The sequence below is a fragment of the Pseudoalteromonas sp. CO109Y genome (assembly GCF_004208935.1).
GTDB classification, from domain to species: Bacteria; Pseudomonadota; Gammaproteobacteria; order Enterobacterales; family Alteromonadaceae; genus Pseudoalteromonas; species Pseudoalteromonas shioyasakiensis.
This window is the reverse complement of sequence record NZ_SGPD01000021.1, coordinates 1-20,837: the sequence shown is the minus strand read 5'-3', so window position 1 is coordinate 20,837 and position 20,837 is coordinate 1. Positions and strand designations below refer to the sequence as shown.

Below are 20,837 nucleotides of genomic sequence, written 5' to 3'. Positions count from 1 at the left end.
CCCCCTTAGCTCAGTTGGTTAGAGCGACGGACTGTTAATCCGCAGGTCCCCCGTTCGAGTCGGGGAGGGGGAGCCAACTCCACGAATCTATTAAAATTTTATCTACTACTATTCGTCGATTGTATTAGACTTTAAAGCACTTATAATCTAACCTAATTTAAGTTTATTCTATATTATGCTTTAGAATACAACGACTATACTTAAAGCAATCAATCAAGGAATTGATTCCTTCCTTTAGGCTTTTAAAAGATAAGAACATGGCTGGCTTTAAAAAACTTATTTTTATACAACTTATATCTTGGTTGCTGTTTGCATTATTAGGTGGTTACTTTATTGCGCTTAGCTTTGATAGCGCAGTCAGTGATGCACAGCAAAAAGCACAGCGTGTAGTAAACGCATATATAAATACACAAACCATTGAGCAACTTGCACCAGAGAAAATACAAAAAGCATTTGCCGATGGCAGTACTTTTTCTAAACTTGTGATCCGTGATCAATCAGGTCAAGTGGTTAGCATGGTAGAATCTAGCCAATCCCTACCCTTGTTTGCTGAAATAGTTAATAACAGTTTTAATTCCATTCGCCCTCAGTTCGCCGTTAATCAAACATCTGACATTAAAGTAGAGTTTACGATTAATGCACACAACCTGGCTAGCCTATTACAACAGTCTTTATTTATTGTCGTTTTGATTTCAGGCCTTATTGCCCTACTTCCTATTATTTATATGAAGAGTATGTTCCGCCGCCTAAATCGTAAAATTAGTACGACTATTTCAGATATCGTTGATATTTATATCAACCAAAATCAGGTTAATGGTGACCTCGAGCAAGCGATGGATACCACCCGCTTAAAGAAGCTAAGCAAAGATTTAATTCCATCGTTCAATCGCCTATCGCATTTCTTACAGACCAAGCATGATGACATTCAAAATAATGCGCTAAATATTAAAAAAGAAGCGTATAAAGATGTAGTTACAAACCTTGGCAATCGAAATATGTTTGTTGAGTACTACGAAAAGAATATTGAGAACGCAGAAAAGAGCACCTTTGGTTCGCTTGCTATGGTTCGTTGTAGCGAATTGCAAACCATCAACCAAACCCGTGGTTACCAAAAAGGTGATGAATACGTAAAAGGTGTGGCCGATATTATCAAACATATTAGCGGCACCTATACAGGCAGTCAGGTTTTTCGTTTAAACAGCTCTGACTTTGCAGTGGTATTGCCTAATACCCCTCTTAAAGAAGCTGAACGCTTTGGCGATAACTTACAATCGCGTTTTACTCAGTATCAGCAAAACCAAGAATTAAGTTCAGTTGCTAACACGGGTATTGTTGGCTACGAAAAAGGTAAGCCGCTTGGTGAGTTATTATCGATTGTTGATAATGCAATGAGCATGGCGCAATCAAAACAAGCAAATGCATGGCATGTGCAGCGCGAAACAGACTTAGTTAATAACGCCAGCGCAGGTTTTGGTAACCAAAACTGGCGTAAAGTTATTAGCGAAGTGATTGAGTCGAAACGTGTTCACTTGGTTATGCAGAACATTATGCCAATAGGTAAAAGTGTTAAAGCCTATGCTGAGATCCAAGTTCGTTTTAAAACCGCAGAAAATCAAATGCTGCCAACAGCCTCTTTTCTTGCTATGGCAGAGAAACTAGAAATGGCAATGGAAATTGACCGTTTAATTATCGATACCACTTTAGAAAAAGTTAAAACGCGTAATTTCTCTGAAAAATTCTTTGGTATTAATGTTACGGCATCAAGCGCTCACAATGATCAGTTTGTGATATGGTTAGAACGCCGCTTACTTAAAGACAGTAACATCGCATCAAAACTTATTTTTGAAGTCAGTGAGTTTGGATTACAACAAAACATTAAAGCAAGTAAACGCTTTATCGATATGGTACATCGCGTGGGCGCACGCATTACTGTAGAACGCTTTGGTGTGGGGTTAACCTCATTTAAATTCTTTAGAGACTTAAAACCTGACTTTATCAAAATGGATGCAAGCTATACTCGCGGCCTCGAAGAAGATAAAAACAATCAATACTTTATGCGTTTAATGGTGGATCTAGCTCACCGTATTGGTGTGAGTGTATTTGCTGAAGGCGTAGAAAGCCAAGAAGAAAAACATATCATCGAAACGCTGTGCTTAGATGGTGTGCAAGGCTATTACATCGAAAAGCCAAAAGATATCTAACCTCTCTTTAAGGCCCAAAAAACCTTACTATTTTTGGGCCTATTCCAGCTATACCCAAGCCACCTCAAGATGCAGAATTCAGCGTTTCACAGGTGCTTAATATCAAGGCGTTACTTTGCAACAATGGTAGTCCCTTTTAAGAAGTAACAACGATGAGAGTAAGTGCCTGTGAAACGCCCAAAGGGTTGGTTTAAAAGCGATTTATACTGCGTTATTGATTTTAACAATAGAACCACTATTGTTTGCAATCAATGCCTTGCCTAAATCGCTTTTAATTCCAACTGAAACTCGCATCTTGAGGTGGTTTGGGTATATTAACTTTGCTTTAACACTTTAATCGTAAACAGCTTTGTTAATTTTAGCTATTCGTCCCTCATGTGTTGTGTCGGCCCCCATAAAAAAGGATAATAGAGCCGTTTTTATTCTCGTGAGGCACGCATGACAGAGTATGTCTTGTTATTGATTGGCACTGTGCTAGTCAACAACTTCGTTTTAGTTCAATTCTTAGGTTTATGCCCGTTTATGGGTGTATCGGGTAAGTTAGATACCGCGATTGGTATGTCTTTAGCCACAACCTTTGTACTTACACTTGCCTCCGTGACCAGTTATCTGGTGAATCATTATATTTTGATCCCGCTGGATATCGAATTTTTGCGTACCATGAGTTTTATTTTGGTTATCGCTGTTGTCGTGCAATTTACCGAAATGGTGGTGAGAAAAACCAGCCCGACACTTTATCGCTTATTAGGGATTTTCTTACCGCTTATCACCACTAACTGTGCTGTTTTAGGTGTTGCTCTACTTAATATCAAAGAAGACCACTCATTCTTACAATCGGCTGTGTACGGCTTTGGTGCCGCAGTGGGCTTCTCTATGGTGTTAATACTGTTTGCCGCATTACGTGAGCGTTTAGCTGCGGCTGATGTCCCTGCTCCTTTTAAAGGTGCTTCAATTGCGATGATCACCGCAGGCCTTATGTCGATGGCCTTTATGGGTTTTACAGGATTAGTGAAGTTTTAATATGACCTTGTTTTATGCTTTGATAGCGTTAGGTTCATTAGCGCTAATATTTGGTTTAATTTTAGGTTTTGCCGCCGTTCGTTTTCGCGTTGAGAGCAACCCTATTGTTGACCAAATTGATACCATTTTACCGCAAACACAGTGTGGCCAATGTGGCTACCCTGGCTGTCGTCCCTATGCAGAAGCAATTGCCAATGGTGACGAAATCAATAAGTGCCCACCAGGCGGCGAAGCCACGGTAAAAAAACTCGCTGATTTAATGGGTGTTGAAGCAAAACCGCTGGCTGGCGGTGAGCAAGCAGATCCAGTTAAAACCGTTGCCTATATTCGTGAAGATGAATGTATTGGCTGTACCAAATGTATTCAAGCCTGCCCTGTTGATGCCATCGTTGGCGCAACTCGCCAAATGCACACTGTATTAATTGATGAATGTACCGGTTGTGACTTATGTGTTGAACCATGCCCTGTAGACTGTATTGATATGCTGCCTGTCAAAGAAACCAAACAAACCTGGAAATGGCAATTAAACGCAATCCCTGTGACTCAGGTAGATTAGGAGCACAGATGGAAAAGTTAATAGATCAAATTAAACAAGGCAAAGTGTGGTCTATACCTGGAGGCGTTCACCCACCTGGTCAAAAGCTGCAATCAACAACACAAGCCATTGCAAGACTACCACTACCAGACAAGCTCGTTGTATCACTAAAACAACATATTGGTGCTAACGGTAAACTTATTGTTGAAAAAGGCCAGCAGGTTCTAAAAGGCCAAGCATTAACTAAACCCAGCGGCAATTGGTCAGTGCCTGTGCACGCGCCAACATCAGGGTTGATCAGCGATATTTGCCCAATGCCCTCTGCTCACCCGTCGGCGTTGCCTGAACTTAGCGTAATTATTGAACCTGATGGTGAAGATAACTGGTGCGAGCTTCACCCTGTGCCTGATGCTAAAGCACTTTCCCATGATGAGCTTGTAGATATTATTCATCAAAGTGGTATTGCAGGTATGGGCGGTGCTGGCTTCCCAACTTATGTAAAAGCAGATACCCGAAAAGCCATTGAGTTTTTAATTGTTAATGCTGTTGAGTGTGAGCCTTATATCACTGCTGATGACATGCTAATGCGCGAACATGCCGATGGCATAATTGCCGGTATTGAATTAATGCAGCAGCTGTTAAGTCCACAGCTGACAATTATTGGTATTGAAGATAATAAGCCCGATGCCATTGCTGCCATGAAACTCGCAGCACAACATAACGACAGTATCATAGTGCAAACAGTACCAACGGTTTACCCTTCTGGCGGTGAAAAACAGCTAATTAAATTGCTAACGGGCAAAGAGGTCCCTAGTGGCAGTATTCCTGCCGATATTGGTATGTTGGTGCAAAATGTCGGTACTTTATTTGCGGTAAATCAAGCCGTACATGAAGGTAAGCCTCTTATAGAGCGTGTAGTAACGGTAACCGGTAACACCATCCATAAACAAGGTAATGTGTGGGCTTTACTAGGCACTGAAATTAAACATTTATTAGACTGCCAAGGCTTTTCTCCGGTTCCACAGCAACGTGTGGTTATGGGCGGTCCAATGATGGGCTTTACCTTACCAACCGTGCGTATTGGTGTGGTTAAAACGACGAACTGTATTTTAGCGCCAGATCACCAAGAGCTTGCTGAGCCGGGTGATGAAAAAGCCTGTATTCGTTGTAGTGCCTGTGCTGACGCCTGCCCTGCTTCATTGTTACCTCAGCAATTACAATGGTTTGCTAAGTCTAAAGAATACGACAAACTCAACGAGCACAATTTATTCGATTGTATTGAATGTGGCGCCTGTGCTTATGTTTGCCCAAGCGAAATACCCTTGGTGCAGTACTATCGTGTTGCTAAAGCTGAAATCAAAGAGCAGCAAGCAGAGCAAATCAAAGCAGAGCGAGCAAAAGAGCGTTTTGAAGCACGTAAAGAGCGCTTAGAGCGCGAACAAGAAGAGCGTCAAAATCGCCATAAACGTAAGCCGGCTGCTAAGTCAGATGGCGAAAAACAAAAAGTGGCCGATGCACTCGCGCGTGTTAAATCTAAATCTGATGATAAAGACAGTAAGTCAGCTGTCGCTGCAGCTATTGCCCGTGCGAAAGCGAAAAAGCAAGGTGCAGAGATTGAGCCTGATAACTCTGAAGTGGCTAAAGAGCGTGCAGCACGTAAAGAACAAGCACGTAAATACAAAGAGCAAAAAGCACTAGAGCAAGGTGAAGAAGGCGTCGATAAAGACGATAAAAAGTCTGCTGTTGCTGCCGCTATTGCCCGCGCTAAAGCGAAAAAAGCCGCACAAGCTACAGAAGAAAACGCTTCTGCTGAAACTGACGCTGCGCCAAAAGATGACAAAAAAGCTGCTGTTGCAGCTGCTATCGCTCGTGCTAAAGCGAAAAAAGCAGCGCAAGCTGTTGAAAATCAAACTGAAGCTGAAGAAGATAGCGCACCAGTTGATGACAAAAAAGCTGCTGTTGCTGCTGCAATCGCTCGTGCTAAAGCAAAAAAAGTAGCGCAAGCTGCTGAGAATCAAACTGAAGCTGAAGAAGATAGCGCGCCTGTTGATGACAAAAAAGCTGCTGTTGCTGCTGCAATCGCTCGTGCTAAAGCGAAAAAAGCAGCACAAGCTGCTGAGAATCAAACTGAAGCTGAAGAAGATAGCGCGCCAGTTGATGACAAAAAAGCTGCTGTTGCAGCTGCTATCGCCCGTGCTAAATCCAAAAAAGCAGCTAAAGAGCAAGCGCAGAGTGACGACTCTTCACAGCAAACTAATGATTCAAGTGCTGAGGCAGATGCCCAGCCACAAGCTGACGCTCCTGAATCTAACGAAGATAAGAAAAAAACTGCCGTTGCTGCCGCTATCGCTCGCGCCAAAGCGAAAAAAGCCGCTAAAGAGCAAGCACAGAGTGACGATTCTTCAGAGCAAATAAATGATTCAAATGATGAGGCTGATGCCAAGCCGCAGTCTGATGCTCCTGAATCTAGCGAAGATAAGAAAAAAGCCGCTGTTGCAGCTGCCATAGCTCGCGCCAAAGCGAAAAAGGCCGCTAAAGAGCAAGCGCAGAGTGACGAATCATCAGAACAACTTGATGATTCAAGCGATACGGATGATTCAAAACCGCAGGTTGATGAACCTGAGTCTAGCGAAGATAAGAAAAAAGCAGCGGTCGCTCGTGCCATTGCAAGAGCTAAAGCGAAAAAGTTACAACAAGAAGGAAACGATAAGTCATGAAACTAACCATGGCGAGTTCGCCGCATAATCATAGCCATAAATCATTAAGCCGATTAATGATGACAGTGATTGCTGCGTGTATTCCAGGCTTAATCGCGCAAGTTTTCTTTTTTGGTAGCGCTGTTTTAATTCAGCTTGTTCTCGCGCTAATTACAGTTAGCGCCTGTGAAGCCGCTGTATTGATGCTTCGTAAACGCAAAGTTTGGCCAACACTCAGTGATGGTAGTGCGTGGTTAACAGGCGTATTACTGGCGTTGAGTATTCCCCCTTTAGCGCCTTGGTGGATTATCGTAATTGGCTGTATGTTTGCAATTGTTATTGTAAAGCAGCTTTATGGTGGCCTTGGCTTTAATTTATTTAACCCTGCTATGGCAGCTTATGTATTACTACTTGTATCGTTTCCGGTGCAAATGACAAGCTGGTTACCTGTTAGTGATTTACTTGCATCTCCAATCAGCTTCTCACAGCAGCTGTCTGTTATTTTCAATGGCTTTACCAGCGCTGGTTTTAGTGTTGATCAATTACGTGTAGCGATTGATGGCACAACCATGGCAACGCCGCTTGATACCGTTAAAACAGATGTCGCCCATCACCTAACGGTGGCTGAGAGCATGAGTAAGCCTCTTTTTAATGACTGGTTTGGCCTTGGTTGGGGCTGGGTTAACCTCGGCTTTTTAATCGGGGGGCTTTATTTATTAAAAGCTAAAATCATTAATTGGCATATCCCTGTTAGCTTTTTAGCCTCATTGGCCGTGTGCAGTGGTATTGGTTATATTGCAGCTCCTGGCACAGAGCCAGGCGTGGTATTTCATTTATTCAGTGGTGCAACCATGTTAGGGGCATTTTTTATTGCTACCGATCCAGTTTCTGCATCAACAACGAATAGAGGCCGTTTAATTTACGGTGCGTTAATTGGTCTACTTGTTTACTTAATTCGTACTTTTGGTGGTTACCCTGATGCTGTGGCATTTAGTGTATTGCTGTTAAATATGGCGGTGCCTTTAATTGATTACTACACGCAACCACGTACTTACGGCCATGGGGTGAAATAATGATCCTTTCCTCAATGACTAAAAACGGCGCTATTCTTACAGCATTTGCGCTCATTACCACAGGCACTGTGGCCCTGACTCATAGCCTGACTGCTGAGCGTATTGAAGAGCAAGAAAAGCAACAACTTGCAGAGCAACTTCAACAAGTACTTGATGCCCATCATTATGACAATCAACTATACAAAGATTGTGTCGTGATCACCGATGAGCGCTTAGGTCCACGCCCAGAGCAAGTTATTTATCGTGCTTACAAAGACAATAAGCCTTACGCTTTAGTGATGCGCCATGTAACACCAAGTGGTTATAGTGGCGATATCAACTTATTAACGGCGGTTTTTGCGAATGGTGAAATAGCGGGTGTTCGTGTCACTAAGCACGAAGAAACACCGGGCCTTGGCGATAAAGTTGAGGTCAAAAAATCAGACTGGATCACCCTTTTCAAAGGCCAAAATGTACTGGGTGAAGATGATAGCCGCTGGGCTGTTAAAAAAGATGGTGGCCAATTTGATCAGTTTACTGGCGCAACCATTACACCGCGTGCCGTTGTCGGCTCAGTAAAACAAGCTGTGCTGTTTGCCCAAGCTGAATTTGATAACTTGTTTGCTGCGCCAAACACCTGTCAAGGAGCCAAGTAATGAGCCAAGTTAAAACTTTATTTAAAGATGGCATGTGGGCCAATAACCCTGCCCTTGTGCAGTTATTAGGCTTGTGCCCGCTACTTGCCGTTACCTCTACGATTACCAATGCATTAGGCCTAGGTTTAGCAACTTTATTGGTTCTGGTTGGTTCTAACGTCACCGTATCGATTGTGCGTAACTGGGTACCTAAAGATATTCGTATTCCTGTTTTTGTGATGATCATCGCAGGCTTTGTAACCATCGTGCAGCTAATGATGAATGCCTATACATTTGGCCTTTATCAATCACTGGGGATTTTTATTCCACTGATTGTTACCAACTGTGCCATTATCGGTCGCGCAGAAGCATTCGCTTCTAAAAATACCGTGCCACTTTCAGCCTTTGACGGCCTGATGATGGGACTTGGCTTTATGTTAGTTTTAGTGGTGCTAGGGGCAATGCGAGAGCTTATTGGTCAAGGTACGCTATTTGATGGCGCCGATTTATTATTAGGGCCATGGGCTGCTGCACTTCGAATTGAAGTATTTAGTTTTGATAACCAATTTTTATTGGCAATTTTACCACCGGGTGCCTTTTTAGGGCTTGGTTTATTGATTGCTGCAAAAAATGTCATTGATACACAAATAAAATCTAAGCAAGTTGTTACTCCAGAAGCAGAAAAAGCCCCTAGAGCCCGAGTGACAAGTTTAACTTAAAGGAGAGCACGCACCGTCACTGCCTGCTTTACGCCACCATGAATAAAGAAAAGCGCTATGAGATCTTATCTCGTTTACGTGAGCAAAACCCGCACCCAGAAACAGAGCTTGAATACTCAAGCCCGTTTGAATTATTAGTTGCGGTTACCTTATCAGCACAAGCTACAGATGTGGGTGTTAATAAAGCAACCCGTAAGCTATTCCCTGTTGCTAACACGCCTCAAGCGATTCTTGATTTAGGCCTTGAAGGCCTTCGCGATTACATCAAGACCATTGGTTTGTTTAATTCTAAAGCCAATAATGTCTATAAAATGTGTGAGATTCTGGTCAATAAACATAACTCAGAAGTACCAGAGAATCGTGAAGCGCTCGAAGCATTACCGGGTGTTGGCAGAAAGACCGCGAATGTAGTTTTAAACTGTGCCTTTGGCTGGCCGACAATTGCCGTAGACACGCATATTTTCCGCGTTTCTAACCGCACTAAGTTTGCCATGGGTAAAGATGTGGTGGCAGTTGAACAAAAATTAGAAAAAGTGGTACCTAAAGAGTTTAAGGTCGATGTACATCATTGGTTAATTCTGCATGGCCGCTATGTGTGTACTGCTCGTAAACCTAAATGCGGCAGTTGTATTATCGAAGACTTGTGTGAGTTTAAAGAAAAAACGGAATAGTTAAAGTCTACTCTAAGCAAACAATCTAAAGGTGATGCTCTTCACCTTCCCCTATCACTCCATAAGCTCATTTTGCTAAATGTGCCAAACATATAGTGTGGCACATTTAGTCTAGCCATTATCGCTGGTTTTGGCTCACCTGCTTTTTAATAAATTCTCGCGTATCATTTAACAACGATACTCTTGCTGGTTCGTGAACATACATCATGTGACCGCCGTGATAATAGTGATAGTCAATTTTATCAGCGTATATACCGTGTCTGTTTAAGGTGTATTCAGCATCAAAAAATGGCGTGACAATATCGTAATAACCAGAGGCGACCATCACTTTCATTTGCGGATTGCTGCGAAGCACATAAGATAAATCTGGCGCTGTATTGACGTATCTTGGCTCCCAGCCTTGTCCATCAGGAGCAGTGCGCCAGCGCCAGTTATCTGATAACTCAGGATCGCCAGGGTTTAGGTATTTTCTTTTCCACTGTACGTTTAAATCTGTACGCATGTATTTCATCAGTGCCGCTTTATATGCTGGCCCTATCACTTTTGACGCATCTTGCTTAGGAGCCGCTGTTAAATCGTCTCGTTCATCAAGCTTATAACGTCCATCAAGAAAGCCTACTGCGACGCCCTCATCACGCAATAACTCTTTAGCGAATCTAAAGGCATTAATGCGTAAATCAACCTGCTCAATATATTGTTTGCTTAGCCCTGTATAACGGTGAAGGCCATCAACAATTTGCTTTCGGTCAGCTTTACTAAGGGCATTCCCCTTAAATAAGGCTGGTAGTAATTCATCAACTGCAAATTGTCGGCTCGCATCAATAAACGCTTCAAAATCTCCAGATGTGTCTACTTTTTTATGATACCAAGCAGTTGCAGCAAGTGTGGGTATGTAAGTGATGTAAGAAATGATGTTGTCATCAACATAAGGGCTTGAACCTTGATAGTCTAAAGCTTGTGACACAAAAATAATGCCATTTACATTGATCAGGTGTTTATCCATAAGCACTTTAGAAACCGCTGCCGCTCGAGTTGTCCCGTAGCTCTCTCCCAATAAAAATATTGGTGCATTCCAGCGATTTTCTTTTGTTAGCCACTGGGCAATAAAATCAGCGATAGAAGATGCATCTTGATTTAAGCCCCAAAAAGCTTTGCTGTCAGTGTCACCTAAGGCACGCGAGTAACCTGTGCCAACAGGGTCCACAAACACCATATCAGTCACATCAAGTATCGTCTCAGGCGCATCTTTTAATTCGTAAGGAGCCATTCCTGGATGTGAAGCATCGCTTGGTACAACAACTCGTTTAGGACCATATGCACCCATATGTAACCAATTAGACGATGAGCCTGGGCCACCATTCCAGATAAATGTGACTGGTCTGTTTTTGTTATCGCTTGCAGCTATATAATCAAACGAAAAGATAGCAGCAGTTGGCTCTTCGTTTTTGTTTAATAAATAGGTTTCACCGGCTACAGCTTTGTATTTCAGCCTTTTGTCATTAAAAGTACCTTTATGCTGGGTCACAAATTTAGTGGCTTCTGGTATCGGCTTCTTACTGTTGTTTGAATTTGAGACTTCATCTGCATTAACCGCGCTTGTACAAAACGCAAACAATGTAGAGATGACTACAGTTTTGAAATTGGCAACATACGCCATGTTTTATTCTCCCTAGCAGGCTTATCTGTATCTGGCTTGAGTGGCTTTATCACTCAGTGTGCAATTAACCTTTTACTTAAGTGATTACTTTTACAGTAAGAACATGTAATTTCAACTATCTGCGATTAACACGTAAAAAGCTTATCTTTCTCGGTATAAAAAATATCAAAGTATTAATTTCACAAGCTTCCATCCTTTCGTTATGCTGTTGAGTAATGTGATATTTTTATGAGAATAGCTATGTTACCTTTACTTCGTATCTTATTAATTGAGCAAGATCCTGCCACCTTAAAAGAGCTTTCAACAAACCTAGCAAAAACAATCCCCAATTTTGAGCGCAGTGATGTTGATATCGACATTATTGAGTGCATTGAGCTCAAGCAGGCGTTGAAATATGTAGAGGAAGATGGCGATATTCAAGCTGTGGTACTTAGTTGGGATGTACTGAACAATGGCGAGCGCACCTATAGCCGTTTTATCGAGCAATTAAAAGGCATACGCCTTGAGCTGCCTGTTTATGTTATTGGTGACGATACGAAAGGCTTGGAAATAGTTAACGAGTCAGAAGAAATTGAATCTTTCTTTTTTAAAGATGAGGTCATTTCAGACCCTGAAGCAATCTTGGGCTATATGATCAATGACTTTGATGACCGTTCAGAAACCCCATTTTGGACCGCCTACCGTCGTTATGTGGGTGAATCGAACGATTCATGGCACACACCTGGTCACAGCGGCGGAGCTAGCTTTAGAAATTCTCCCTATATTAAAGACTTTTATCAGTTTTATGGCCGTAACGTATTTGTTGGCGACCTGTCGGTTTCTGTCGACTCGCTTGGTTCACTGTCTGACAGCACCAACACCATAGGTCGCTCTCAAGAATCAGCTGCGGCGACATTTGAAGTAAAACATACCTACTTTGTTACCAATGGGTCTTCCACTTCAAATAAGATTATTTTGCAAACTTTGCTGCGTAAAGGCGATAAGGTGATCATTGACCGAAACTGCCATAAATCAGTACATTACGGCATTTTGCAATCGGCTAGTTTACCTATTTACTTATCGAGTATTTTAAATCCTAAATATGGTATCTTCGCGCCCCCTTCACTGGCTGACATCAAGCAAGCGATTGAACAAAATAGCGATGCTAAATTACTGGTTTTAACTGGCTGTACTTACGATGGTCTACTTAGCGATTTAAAACAAGTAGTGGAATTTGCACATCAGCACGGTATTAAAGTGTTTATCGACGAAGCGTGGTTTGCTTACTCGCTTTTCCATCCGAGCTTACGACACTATTCGGCTATTAATGCTGGCGCAGATTATGTTACCCATTCGGCGCATAAAGTGGTTTCAGCGTTCTCTCAGGCGTCTTATATTCATGTTAACGACCCTGATTTCGATGCCGATTTCTTCCGTGAGATCTACAGTATTTACGCCAGTACTTCTCCAAAATATCAACTCATTGCTTCGCTGGATGTATGCCAAAAGCAATTAGAAATGGAAGGTTATAAATTACTAAATGCCCTGCTGAATCACGTTGCAGAGTTTAAGCAGCAAATGGCTTCACTGAAACAAATAAAAGTGCTCGATAAGCAAGATTTCATGGATATATTCCCTCACTTTAGTGGCGATAACATGGGTCACGACCCATTGAAGATCCTTATCGATATTAGTGAGTTACCGTATTCATTAAAGGATATTCATAAATTCCTATTAGATGAAATTGGCCTTGAAATAGAAAAATATACACACAGCACCATTTTAGTTTTATTGACTCTTGGTGGCACGCGCTCAAAAATCATTCGCCTTTACAACGCACTGAAAAAACTCGATAGTGGTAAAGTAAAACTCGCAACTTCAATGAGGCGCACACGCCTGCCAGAGAACCTACCTGCTATTGAATTAGCGTGCATTCCTAGTGATGCGTTCTATGGCGAACGTGAATCTGTGCCAATTAGCAAAAGTAACAACAGAATTTGTGCCGGATTAGTCACGCCTTATCCTCCTGGTATTCCGCTTTTAGTGCCGGGGCAACATATCACTAATGAGCATATCGAATATCTTAAAGAGTTGGCGGGTCAGGGCCTGACAATTCAAGGGAGCTTTGATGGCGAAATTTATGTACTTAAAGGTAAAGTGAAAAGCTAAACTTTCGCTTATACCGCAAAAACCTTATTGTTATGCAGCAACCTCTATTCATTGCTGCATAACATTACCCTTTTCACATCAAACACTTTACGCTTTGTCTCAATGCTACTGTGCATGCAATCGAAATAATTTATAATCCATTTTTAATAATTTTAATGCGCAGCGTTGTACCATGCTGCGTTATTGAAATTGTGCGAATTTAAAGACAAAAAAGAGGATGCTAATAATGCGCTTATTACACACAATGCTTCGCGTTGCTGATTTAGATAAATCAATTGAATTTTATACGCAGGTATTAGGTATGAAAGAGCTGCGCCGTGCAGACAACGAAGAGTACCGCTACACCCTTGCTTTTGTCGGTTATGGTGACGAAAAAGATTCGACCGTGCTAGAGCTTACTTATAACTGGGATACAGACAGCTATGATTTGGGTAATGCATATGGTCATATTGCTATCGAGTTTGATGATATTTATAAAGCCTGCGAAGACATTAAAGCTGCTGGCGGTAATGTGAGTCGTGAGCCGGGTCCTGTAAAAGGCGGCACAACTGAAATTGCATTTGTTAAAGACCCTGATGGTTATGCGATTGAGTTAATCCAGAAAAAAGATAACACCACTTTTTGATTCATACTGGCTATTTCAGCGATTGCTGAGATAGCCACTTTGCGAGTGCTTTTTCAAGTTCAGCAAAATTAATTGGCTTTGCGATATGGTCACTGATACCAATTTTTGCGCTTGTTTCGATATCGTCTTTCATAGCATTAGCACTAACCGCAATAATCGGCGTATCAAAATCTGGCCTTGCAAGTAAGTTTTCGCTGGCAGTTAATCCATCCATCACCGGCATTTGAATATCCATTAAAATCAGTGCGTAATCTTGTGTTAGGGTTTTCTCACAGGCAATTTGTCCATTTTCTGCCAATTCATAATTTAGACCTAATTGAGTTAAATACTTAGAGATAACAATTTGATTAATTGCGTTATCTTCGGCAATTAATATTGGCTTGTCGACTGATTTAAAATCGAACTGAATGTCTTCATTTGATTGGTGTACTTTTGAGCAAGCGTCCTGCGGGTTTAGTGATTTAAAATTAACATTAATGGTAAACTCAGTGCCTTTTCCAAGCTCACTGTCGATAGCAATAGTGCCTCCCATCAAATCAATCATCCCCTTACTGATGGCAAGCCCAAGACCTGTCCCTCCATATTCACGAGTGGTGTTACTTTGCGCTTGTACAAAGGGGTTAAACAGAGCTGTTATTTTATCTTCAGCGATACCAATGCCTGTATCGTTTACCGATATCACAACGGCTGTTTGGTGTTCATCTCGGCTTTGCAGAGTAAGCGAAAGAATGATCTCTCCTTGATTGGTAAACTTAACGGCGTTAGAAAGCAAGTTAATCAGCACTTGTTTAACGCGTATTTCATCACATTCTACATTCAGCGATTGTAATGAGGAGACCTCAAGCCGGCAGCCAACCCCTTTAGCATCACAACTCGGTTTAAATAGTAAGATTAGGTCATGGCAAAGCGCGACTAAATCACATTGTCGTGACTCGAGCTCTATCTTATTGGCCTCTATTTTTGAAAAATCGAGAATATCGTTAATCACGGTCAATAGCACATCACTACAGTTATTTATTTGCCTTACAAACTCTGCTTGCTCTTGTGTTAACGTGCTTTTATTAAGTAGCTGTAAAAAGCCCACAATACCATTCATCGGTGTTCGTATTTCATGGCTCATATTGGCTAAGAACTGGCTTTTAACTTGCTCAGAGCGCTCAGCGCGAAGTTTTTCTAATTGCAATGAAGTAATTTGTATATCAATGGTATCAGCCATGCTGCTGAGCGAATCAGCAATATCTTTAAACTCTTGATAATGAAAATCGTCGGTATCTTGTTTGTAATTACCTAATGCATATTCTCGGCTAAGAGCAGTAATACGATTTAGTGGGTTATGGAGCCGTGCCGTCAACCAACGCACTGAAATAAATGAAATAATAGAGAGTCCTACAATTAACAACCCTGCCAATATAGCCGTTTGCTTTACAGCGCTGGTGTAGGTGGTTTTTGCTTCATTAATTTGGAATCGTAAACTGGTTGGCTTACCTGCATAAAAAACATTACTGATTGAGGCCTGCCCCATTAATTTGCCGTTATCGCCAGCATCGCCCACGCTATATAAAATGTTATCTTGTGCAGTAATTTGTACCTGCTTACCTGCTTGATAAACCGGTTGTTCATTATGTATTGCAAGCCACTTTAACGCCTCTGATAAAGGCACAAAAGACACTAACACGCCCGTTTTGATTATTGGCTCACTAAGAGAATCTTGCTCATGTAACAACTTAGATGTAATTGCCAGTAAGGCATTTTGTTTTGCCTCTGCAGGCGCAAATAATTCACTAACTTGGGGGTTATCGATAATTTGAACTGTGTTTTGCTGTGTTGATGTTTTGGCGCTGTCGAGAATGCTTTTTGTGAGTTTATAGTTCAAATTTAAAGAGGTAATAGGGTAACCTTCAACTATAAAACCTTGATTATCAATTACAATCGATGCTTTTATCTGTGGATTCTGGGCAACAAACTCCTGCAGTTGTACAAGCGCGAACTGTGAGTACACCACTTTATTGGGCAGTTCTGTAATCGCTTTAGTGCTACTAAGCAATTGGCTGTTTTTCTCAAGCTTAAATAAGAGTTGTTCAAGGCTGGCCGCATTATTTCTAGCTTGCCATTGTAAACTCGTATTTGCTTGGTCAATTGAGCTTAAATAGAATCGCCCTATCATCAAACCTGCAAGGATCAGCAGGGGAATAATGACCAGTAGTAATACACTGATAAATAAGGCGCGACTAAAGCGTGGACTACTCATTCAGCCCCTTCATTGGCAATCGAACGCTCTGCCAACCCTTGCATAAAAAGCCCCGCTTGCTCAGCAGTTAAGGCACCACTGCCATAGCGAATAAACCCTTTATTTAATACTTCCCATACGATGATCATAGATGCGGTTGAAGGCATAGGTTTTGTAAATTGTATGGCATCAATTAAGGTTGATAACTCAGTGCCTTGTTGTGCTTTAAGGTTATTTAAAACCTCAGTGTTAACTGGGATATCTTGAAGTTTTTGCCAAACCAGTGTTTGGAATTTTTCTGCTTGAACCAATTTAGCAAATTTGATCAAATTGTCTTTATTAACACCATTTAAGCCATCATTTGGAAACGCCAGCACAAAGGTTGAGTAATAAGGCTGCATATACTCACCATTGAGTTTCGGCAATTGCTGCACAGCTAAACTATCACCAAGCGCCTGCTCATACGTTTTTAATGCCCATGCACCATCAATAGTGAAAGCGGCTTGCTGCGCTTTAAATGCATTATTTGAGCAAGTGTAATCGCACTGCCTATCAACCAGGTTTCGTTTATTTAAACCCCAAACAAATTTGAGAGCCGATTGCATTGCTGGTGTATTTAGCTGAACTTGATTATCTACAAGTAGATCACCACTAAAAGCCGATAGGAACGGGATAAACCAATACATTTCCATAAAACTCCATGTAACGAGTTTCACTTTTTCAGGCAATGAAGGTTGAATTTGGTATATATCCTGCCAGTTTTCTATTGGCTCTTTAACAAACTGCTTATTATAAAAAAGTAACAAGTGATTCCCTTGAATGATGGGTATACCTAAGAGCTCATTGTTGAGCTTTGCAGTTTCTAAGGTTCGCTTGTCTGTGGTATCAGCTATGAGTGAGTGTGGAATAACGCTGTAGTTGGCATATTTATCAAGGCCTAAGTGATCAGCGGGTACAATAATTACGTCTGTTGAGGTGCTGGTACTAGTATTTTGTACCAACCTTACCTTTAGCGCCTTTTGGTCAACCAATACAGAGTTAACCGTTAAACCGTTTTGCTCTGCAAACTCACTAAGCAATTGGTTAAAATGTTCATGCTTCATGGTATGGGCTAGGTTTATCGTTGCTGCATAGCCATCAAACGTAACTAATAGCACCGCCAGCCAAAATACTCGCCACACGCTAATTTCTACTCAAATTGAATTAAAATTACTTTTTAGTTAAGCACATATGCCTTAAATTGCCCAGCCTAATCAAGGGTTTTCTTAAATCTAAATGCAGCCACAGCCAAGCCCAAAATAGTAAAAGCTAAAAGCCAAAGTAAGTCACTGCTCATACTTATTAAATTAACATCTTTTAGCACGATTCCACGTATTAATCTTAGGTAATGCGTTGCGGGTAAACACTCAGCAAGCCATTGCGCTGCCTTTGGCATACCTTCATAGGGAAATACAAAACCTGACAATAAAATAGAAGGTAATAGAATGAAAATTGTCATTTGCATTGCTTGAAGCTGGTTTTTAGCGATGGTTGAAAGTACTAAGCCAAGCACTAAACTGGCACATATAAAAGCAAAGGTTGCGACAACCAACGCGACTAAACCGCCACCAAAAGGAATATGAAACAAGAGCTTACCCATGCCTAATATAATAAATAACTGAATAAAACCAATAAAGATATAAGGCACCACTTTACCAATCATTAATTCCAGTGAGCTTAACGGTAAGGTGATTAAGAGCTCCATATTACCTCGCTCTTGCTCTTTAACAATGGCAGCAGAGGTAAACATAATCATCGTCATGGTTAAAATAACAGCAGCTAAACCTGGCACAATATTCACCGCAGATCGTTGTTCTGGGTTATAAAATAAGGTCGTTTCAAAGGTTGGGTATGTTCTATTCGCAGGCTTATCGAGAAGCTCTGCAAGCGGCATATTGCGCAGCGATTTTATGCTCGACGCTACCATTGTATCTGAGCCATCAACTAACCAATGCGCAATTGGCCTGACTAACGACTCATTACTGCCATCAGGCAAACCAAAACCAACGGTTGGGTGCTGAGCAAGTCGATTTGCCACATCGTGGGGTATAAACAGCACAGCACGCACTTTCGCACTGGCGATTGCTGTTTGTGCCTGTTCAATACTGTCGTAATAATCCGTCACTTTAACCACATTTGTCGCCGATACTGTTTGTACTAAAATGCGACTGAGCGCAGTTTGACTATGATCGACCACTGCAACAGGGATATCTTTAACGTTGGTGTTAATAGCATAACCAAATAGAATCAGTTGGATAAGGGGGATCATCACCACCATCGCAAATGTCATTCTATCGCGGCGTAATTGTAATAATTCTTTGCTTACAATTGCTTTTATTCGGCTTAATGAAGTAACAATACTCATTGTCTGCCCTGCCCTGTGCAGGTGACAAACACGTCTTCAAGGCTTGGGCGCACACTATTTACTTGCCACATATCCTGACAAAATGATTGCTGCTTTATAAACTCAACGGGGTCTTGAACATCTTTTTTCACTAATACTCGCAGCTGTGCACCTAACTGAGTGGCTGAAATAACATGGTCAATTGTTGCGAGCTGTTTTTTTAATTCTCTGGTTTGCGCCCCTGCGATTTCTACAACATGAGCGTGCATGTCTGTCATTAATTGCTTTGGAGAGCCATCCGCGCGTTTAATACCTGATTCTAAAATGGCTAAACGATGACAACGCTCTGCTTCATCCATGTAATGAGTGGTGACTAATATCGTGGTACCGGCATTACTTAAATCAAACAGTGTTTCCCAAAAATCACGGCGATTTTGTGGATCGACTGCCGATGTTGGCTCATCAAGAAATAAAATTTTCGGTTTATTAATCACTGCAGCAGCCAATGCTAAGCGCTGCCGTTGGCCCCCACTCATACTTCCGGCCATTTGATCAACTCTTTGATCAAGACCATAGGTATGGAGCAATTCGTCAATTCTTTGTTGTTTTTGCAGCTTTTTAAAAGGGTAAAGCGCCGCCATGAACTTTAGGTTTTCAAGTACGGTCAAGTCACTATAAAGTGAAAACTTTTGCGTCATATAACCAAGTTGTGTTCTGAGCTTTTCAGCATCTTTTGGCAAACTCAAGCCAAGCACATTGATATCACCAGAGGTCGGCTTCAATAGCCCCGTAAGCATACGGATTGCTGTCGTTTTACCACAGCCATTAGGGCCCAAAAAGCCATAAATTTGCCCTTGCTCAACGTCTAGATCAAGGTTATCAATCGCTTTTAAATCGCCAAATTGTTTTACCAAACCTTTGGCATGGATCACCGATTCAGTCATGGCATAATCACTTGAGCAGGTACGCCTGTCGGTAAATTATTTTCACTTGTGGGTAGTGTTACCTCAGCAAGATACATTAATCGCGCACGTTCTTCCTGATTAAGGGCATAAAAAGGCGTGAACGCAGGCTCTGAGGCAATCCAAGTCAGTTTACCCTGTATATTTTTATCTATGCCATCGACGCGAACCGTAAGTGTCATCCCCTGATTTAGCTTGGCACGATATGGTTCAGGGATATATACGCGCGCATAAGGTGCGCTGTTTGCTTGAATTATAACGACAGGGCTGCCTTTAGTAACTCGCTCACCTACGTGCCAAGGTAAATTATCGACCCTGCCAGCACGCATCGCTTTAATTGTCAGATCTGAGAGGTATTTTTGCTGTACTTTTAGTTCTGCTTCTGCCGCCTGAACTTGCGCTTTCGCACTATTAATATCTTCAACGCGAGAACCATTTGTTAACTCATTTAAGTTCTGCTTTGCTGATTCTAAATTAGCAAAAGTCTCATCTCGTGCAGCGGTAGCACTGTCTAAGGTTTCTTGGCTTGCGAGTTTATCTTTAACTAAGGTTTTTGCACGGCGAAAATTAGCTTCGCTTTGCGTATATGCAGCATTGGCTGCTGCTACTTTGGCTGATGCTGCAGCAACTTCTTCGGGGCGAGCACCATTCAAGGTTTTTTCAAGAAATGCAGTGGCTTGAGCTAATTGAGCTTGTGCTTTAGCAACAATCGCTTGTTGTAGTTCGGCATCGAACTTTGCAATCACCTGCCCTTTTTCGACCAACTGGCCTGCTGAGACGGGTAAATCGATGAGTATTTCGTTAGTCGTTGCAGGATGGATCACACGCTCACGCTCAAGCGTTCCTAGCGCTACTCCCTCATTTGAGTCTGAACAAGCAGTAATGACTAAAGAAATTAGTATGAGTACAACACGTTTAGCTAACATTTTAATTTCCTTATGGTTAGCTGATGAGTTGCTAGATACTATAAAGTATTAAAATGATCTGTAAAAGTGATCTATAGGAATTAAAGTTTTAGAAATATATGGAGTCTATATCGTAAAGATATATGGAGAATAAGGAATATTAAGTTGAAAAATCTTAGTTCTATTTGAAATGATATATAGATAGCCTTTCCAACACATCAACTTACTTAAAGTAAGTGGCGCCCCCAAGAGATTTGTACTCTTGATAACGTCGTGCATAGATTGCGCGGTGTTCACCGCCCTACTACACATAACCTACTTGAATAAGTGGCGTCCCCAAGGGGATTCGAACCCCTGTTACCGCCGTGAAAGGGCGGTGTCCTAGGCCTCTAGACGATGGG

16 protein-coding genes are annotated in these 20,837 nt (G+C 41.7%); 10 read left to right on the top strand and 6 right to left on the bottom strand.

Features of this window, described 5'->3' with window-relative positions; all coding sequences use genetic code 11:
- Positions 1–257 precede the first annotated feature (257 nt).
- The 8 genes from EXT43_RS08285 to nth all read left to right on the top strand — a co-directional run bounded on the left by EXT43_RS08285 (position 258) and on the right by nth (position 9,529).
- A complete protein-coding gene (locus tag EXT43_RS08285) occupies positions 258–2,201 on the top strand; it encodes a GGDEF domain-containing protein (protein WP_063530132.1) in 1,944 nt (647 codons plus the stop codon).
- 438 nt (positions 2,202–2,639) lie between these two features.
- A complete protein-coding gene (gene rsxA / locus EXT43_RS08280) occupies positions 2,640–3,221 on the top strand; it encodes an electron transport complex subunit RsxA (RefSeq protein ID WP_054553689.1) in 582 nt (193 codons plus the stop codon).
- A gap of 1 nt (position 3,222) precedes the next feature.
- Positions 3,223–3,777 (top strand): electron transport complex subunit RsxB, encoded by a 555-nt coding sequence (gene rsxB / locus EXT43_RS08275; protein ID WP_054563643.1) that lies wholly within the window; start codon positions 3,223–3,225, stop codon positions 3,775–3,777.
- A gap of 8 nt (positions 3,778–3,785) precedes the next feature.
- Positions 3,786–6,473, top strand: coding sequence for an electron transport complex subunit RsxC (gene rsxC / locus EXT43_RS08270; RefSeq protein ID WP_130166760.1), 2,688 nt, complete (start codon positions 3,786–3,788; stop codon positions 6,471–6,473).
- Positions 6,470–7,525: an electron transport complex subunit RsxD gene (gene rsxD, locus EXT43_RS08265; RefSeq protein WP_130166759.1), complete on the top strand. Its 1,056-nt coding sequence runs from the start codon at positions 6,470–6,472 to the stop codon at positions 7,523–7,525. Before rsxC ends, rsxD begins: the two co-directional genes overlap by 4 nt.
- Positions 7,525–8,160, top strand: a complete 636-nt coding sequence (gene rsxG, locus EXT43_RS08260; protein WP_054553693.1) for an electron transport complex subunit RsxG — start codon at positions 7,525–7,527, stop codon at positions 8,158–8,160. Before rsxD ends, rsxG begins: the two co-directional genes overlap by 1 nt.
- The gene (locus EXT43_RS08255; protein WP_130166758.1) at positions 8,160–8,858 is read left to right on the top strand and encodes an electron transport complex subunit E; all 699 of its coding nucleotides are present in this window, start codon (positions 8,160–8,162) and stop codon (positions 8,856–8,858) included. Before rsxG ends, EXT43_RS08255 begins: the two co-directional genes overlap by 1 nt.
- A gap of 38 nt (positions 8,859–8,896) precedes the next feature.
- Entirely contained in the window at positions 8,897–9,529 is a 633-nt protein-coding gene (gene nth, locus EXT43_RS08250; RefSeq protein ID WP_054553695.1) for an endonuclease III, read from the top strand.
- Between the two features lie 118 nt (positions 9,530–9,647).
- On the opposite strand, the gene EXT43_RS08245 is transcribed toward nth, so the two are convergent.
- Positions 9,648–11,186 carry a serine carboxypeptidase gene (locus EXT43_RS08245; protein ID WP_130166757.1) on the bottom strand — a complete coding sequence of 513 codons (1,539 nt, stop codon included), beginning with the start codon at positions 11,184–11,186 and terminating at the stop codon, positions 9,648–9,650.
- Positions 11,187–11,426: 240 nt separating this feature from the next.
- On the opposite strand from EXT43_RS08245, the gene EXT43_RS08240 reads away from it, so the two are divergent.
- Complete coding sequence (locus EXT43_RS08240) at positions 11,427–13,334, top strand: aminotransferase class V-fold PLP-dependent enzyme (protein WP_130166756.1); 1,908 nt, start codon at positions 11,427–11,429, stop codon at positions 13,332–13,334.
- A gap of 226 nt (positions 13,335–13,560) precedes the next feature.
- Complete coding sequence (gloA, locus tag EXT43_RS08235) at positions 13,561–13,959, top strand: lactoylglutathione lyase (RefSeq protein WP_055021479.1); 399 nt, start codon at positions 13,561–13,563, stop codon at positions 13,957–13,959.
- Positions 13,960–13,969: 10 nt separating this feature from the next.
- Here the strand turns inward: gloA and EXT43_RS08230 are convergent, their stop codons facing one another.
- From EXT43_RS08230 to EXT43_RS08210, 5 genes are all read right to left on the bottom strand, one after another.
- Complete coding sequence (locus tag EXT43_RS08230; RefSeq protein ID WP_130166755.1) at positions 13,970–16,207, bottom strand: ATP-binding protein; 2,238 nt, start codon at positions 16,205–16,207, stop codon at positions 13,970–13,972.
- Positions 16,204–17,367 carry an extracellular solute-binding protein gene (locus EXT43_RS08225; RefSeq protein ID WP_130166754.1) on the bottom strand — a complete coding sequence of 388 codons (1,164 nt, stop codon included), beginning with the start codon at positions 17,365–17,367 and terminating at the stop codon, positions 16,204–16,206. Before EXT43_RS08225 ends, EXT43_RS08230 begins: the two co-directional genes overlap by 4 nt.
- Positions 17,368–17,435: 68 nt before the next feature.
- The gene (locus EXT43_RS08220) at positions 17,436–18,584 is read right to left on the bottom strand and encodes an ABC transporter permease (protein WP_130166761.1); all 1,149 of its coding nucleotides are present in this window, start codon (positions 18,582–18,584) and stop codon (positions 17,436–17,438) included.
- Between the two features lie 2 nt (positions 18,585–18,586).
- Positions 18,587–19,513, bottom strand: a complete 927-nt coding sequence (locus EXT43_RS08215) for an ABC transporter ATP-binding protein (protein ID WP_130166753.1) — start codon at positions 19,511–19,513, stop codon at positions 18,587–18,589.
- Positions 19,510–20,457: an HlyD family efflux transporter periplasmic adaptor subunit gene (locus tag EXT43_RS08210; RefSeq protein ID WP_130166752.1), complete on the bottom strand. Its 948-nt coding sequence runs from the start codon at positions 20,455–20,457 to the stop codon at positions 19,510–19,512. Before EXT43_RS08210 ends, EXT43_RS08215 begins: the two co-directional genes overlap by 4 nt.
- Positions 20,458–20,837 lie beyond the last annotated feature (380 nt).

Coding starts and splice junctions, on each gene's coding strand:
- EXT43_RS08285 (WP_063530132.1), top strand. CDS start 258: ATGGCTGGCTTTAAAAAACTTATTTTTATACAACTTATATCTTGGTTG.
- rsxA (WP_054553689.1), top strand. CDS start 2,640: ATGACAGAGTATGTCTTGTTATTGATTGGCACTGTGCTAGTCAACAAC.
- rsxB (WP_054563643.1), top strand. CDS start 3,223: ATGACCTTGTTTTATGCTTTGATAGCGTTAGGTTCATTAGCGCTAATA.
- rsxC (WP_130166760.1), top strand. CDS start 3,786: ATGGAAAAGTTAATAGATCAAATTAAACAAGGCAAAGTGTGGTCTATA.
- rsxD (WP_130166759.1), top strand. CDS start 6,470: ATGAAACTAACCATGGCGAGTTCGCCGCATAATCATAGCCATAAATCA.
- rsxG (WP_054553693.1), top strand. CDS start 7,525: ATGATCCTTTCCTCAATGACTAAAAACGGCGCTATTCTTACAGCATTT.
- EXT43_RS08255 (WP_130166758.1), top strand. CDS start 8,160: ATGAGCCAAGTTAAAACTTTATTTAAAGATGGCATGTGGGCCAATAAC.
- nth (WP_054553695.1), top strand. CDS start 8,897: ATGAATAAAGAAAAGCGCTATGAGATCTTATCTCGTTTACGTGAGCAA.
- EXT43_RS08245 (WP_130166757.1), bottom strand. CDS start 11,186: ATGGCGTATGTTGCCAATTTCAAAACTGTAGTCATCTCTACATTGTTT.
- EXT43_RS08240 (WP_130166756.1), top strand. CDS start 11,427: ATGTTACCTTTACTTCGTATCTTATTAATTGAGCAAGATCCTGCCACC.
- gloA (WP_055021479.1), top strand. CDS start 13,561: ATGCGCTTATTACACACAATGCTTCGCGTTGCTGATTTAGATAAATCA.
- EXT43_RS08230 (WP_130166755.1), bottom strand. CDS start 16,207: ATGAGTAGTCCACGCTTTAGTCGCGCCTTATTTATCAGTGTATTACTA.
- EXT43_RS08215 (WP_130166753.1), bottom strand. CDS start 19,513: ATGACTGAATCGGTGATCCATGCCAAAGGTTTGGTAAAACAATTTGGC.
- EXT43_RS08210 (WP_130166752.1), bottom strand. CDS start 20,457: ATGTTAGCTAAACGTGTTGTACTCATACTAATTTCTTTAGTCATTACT.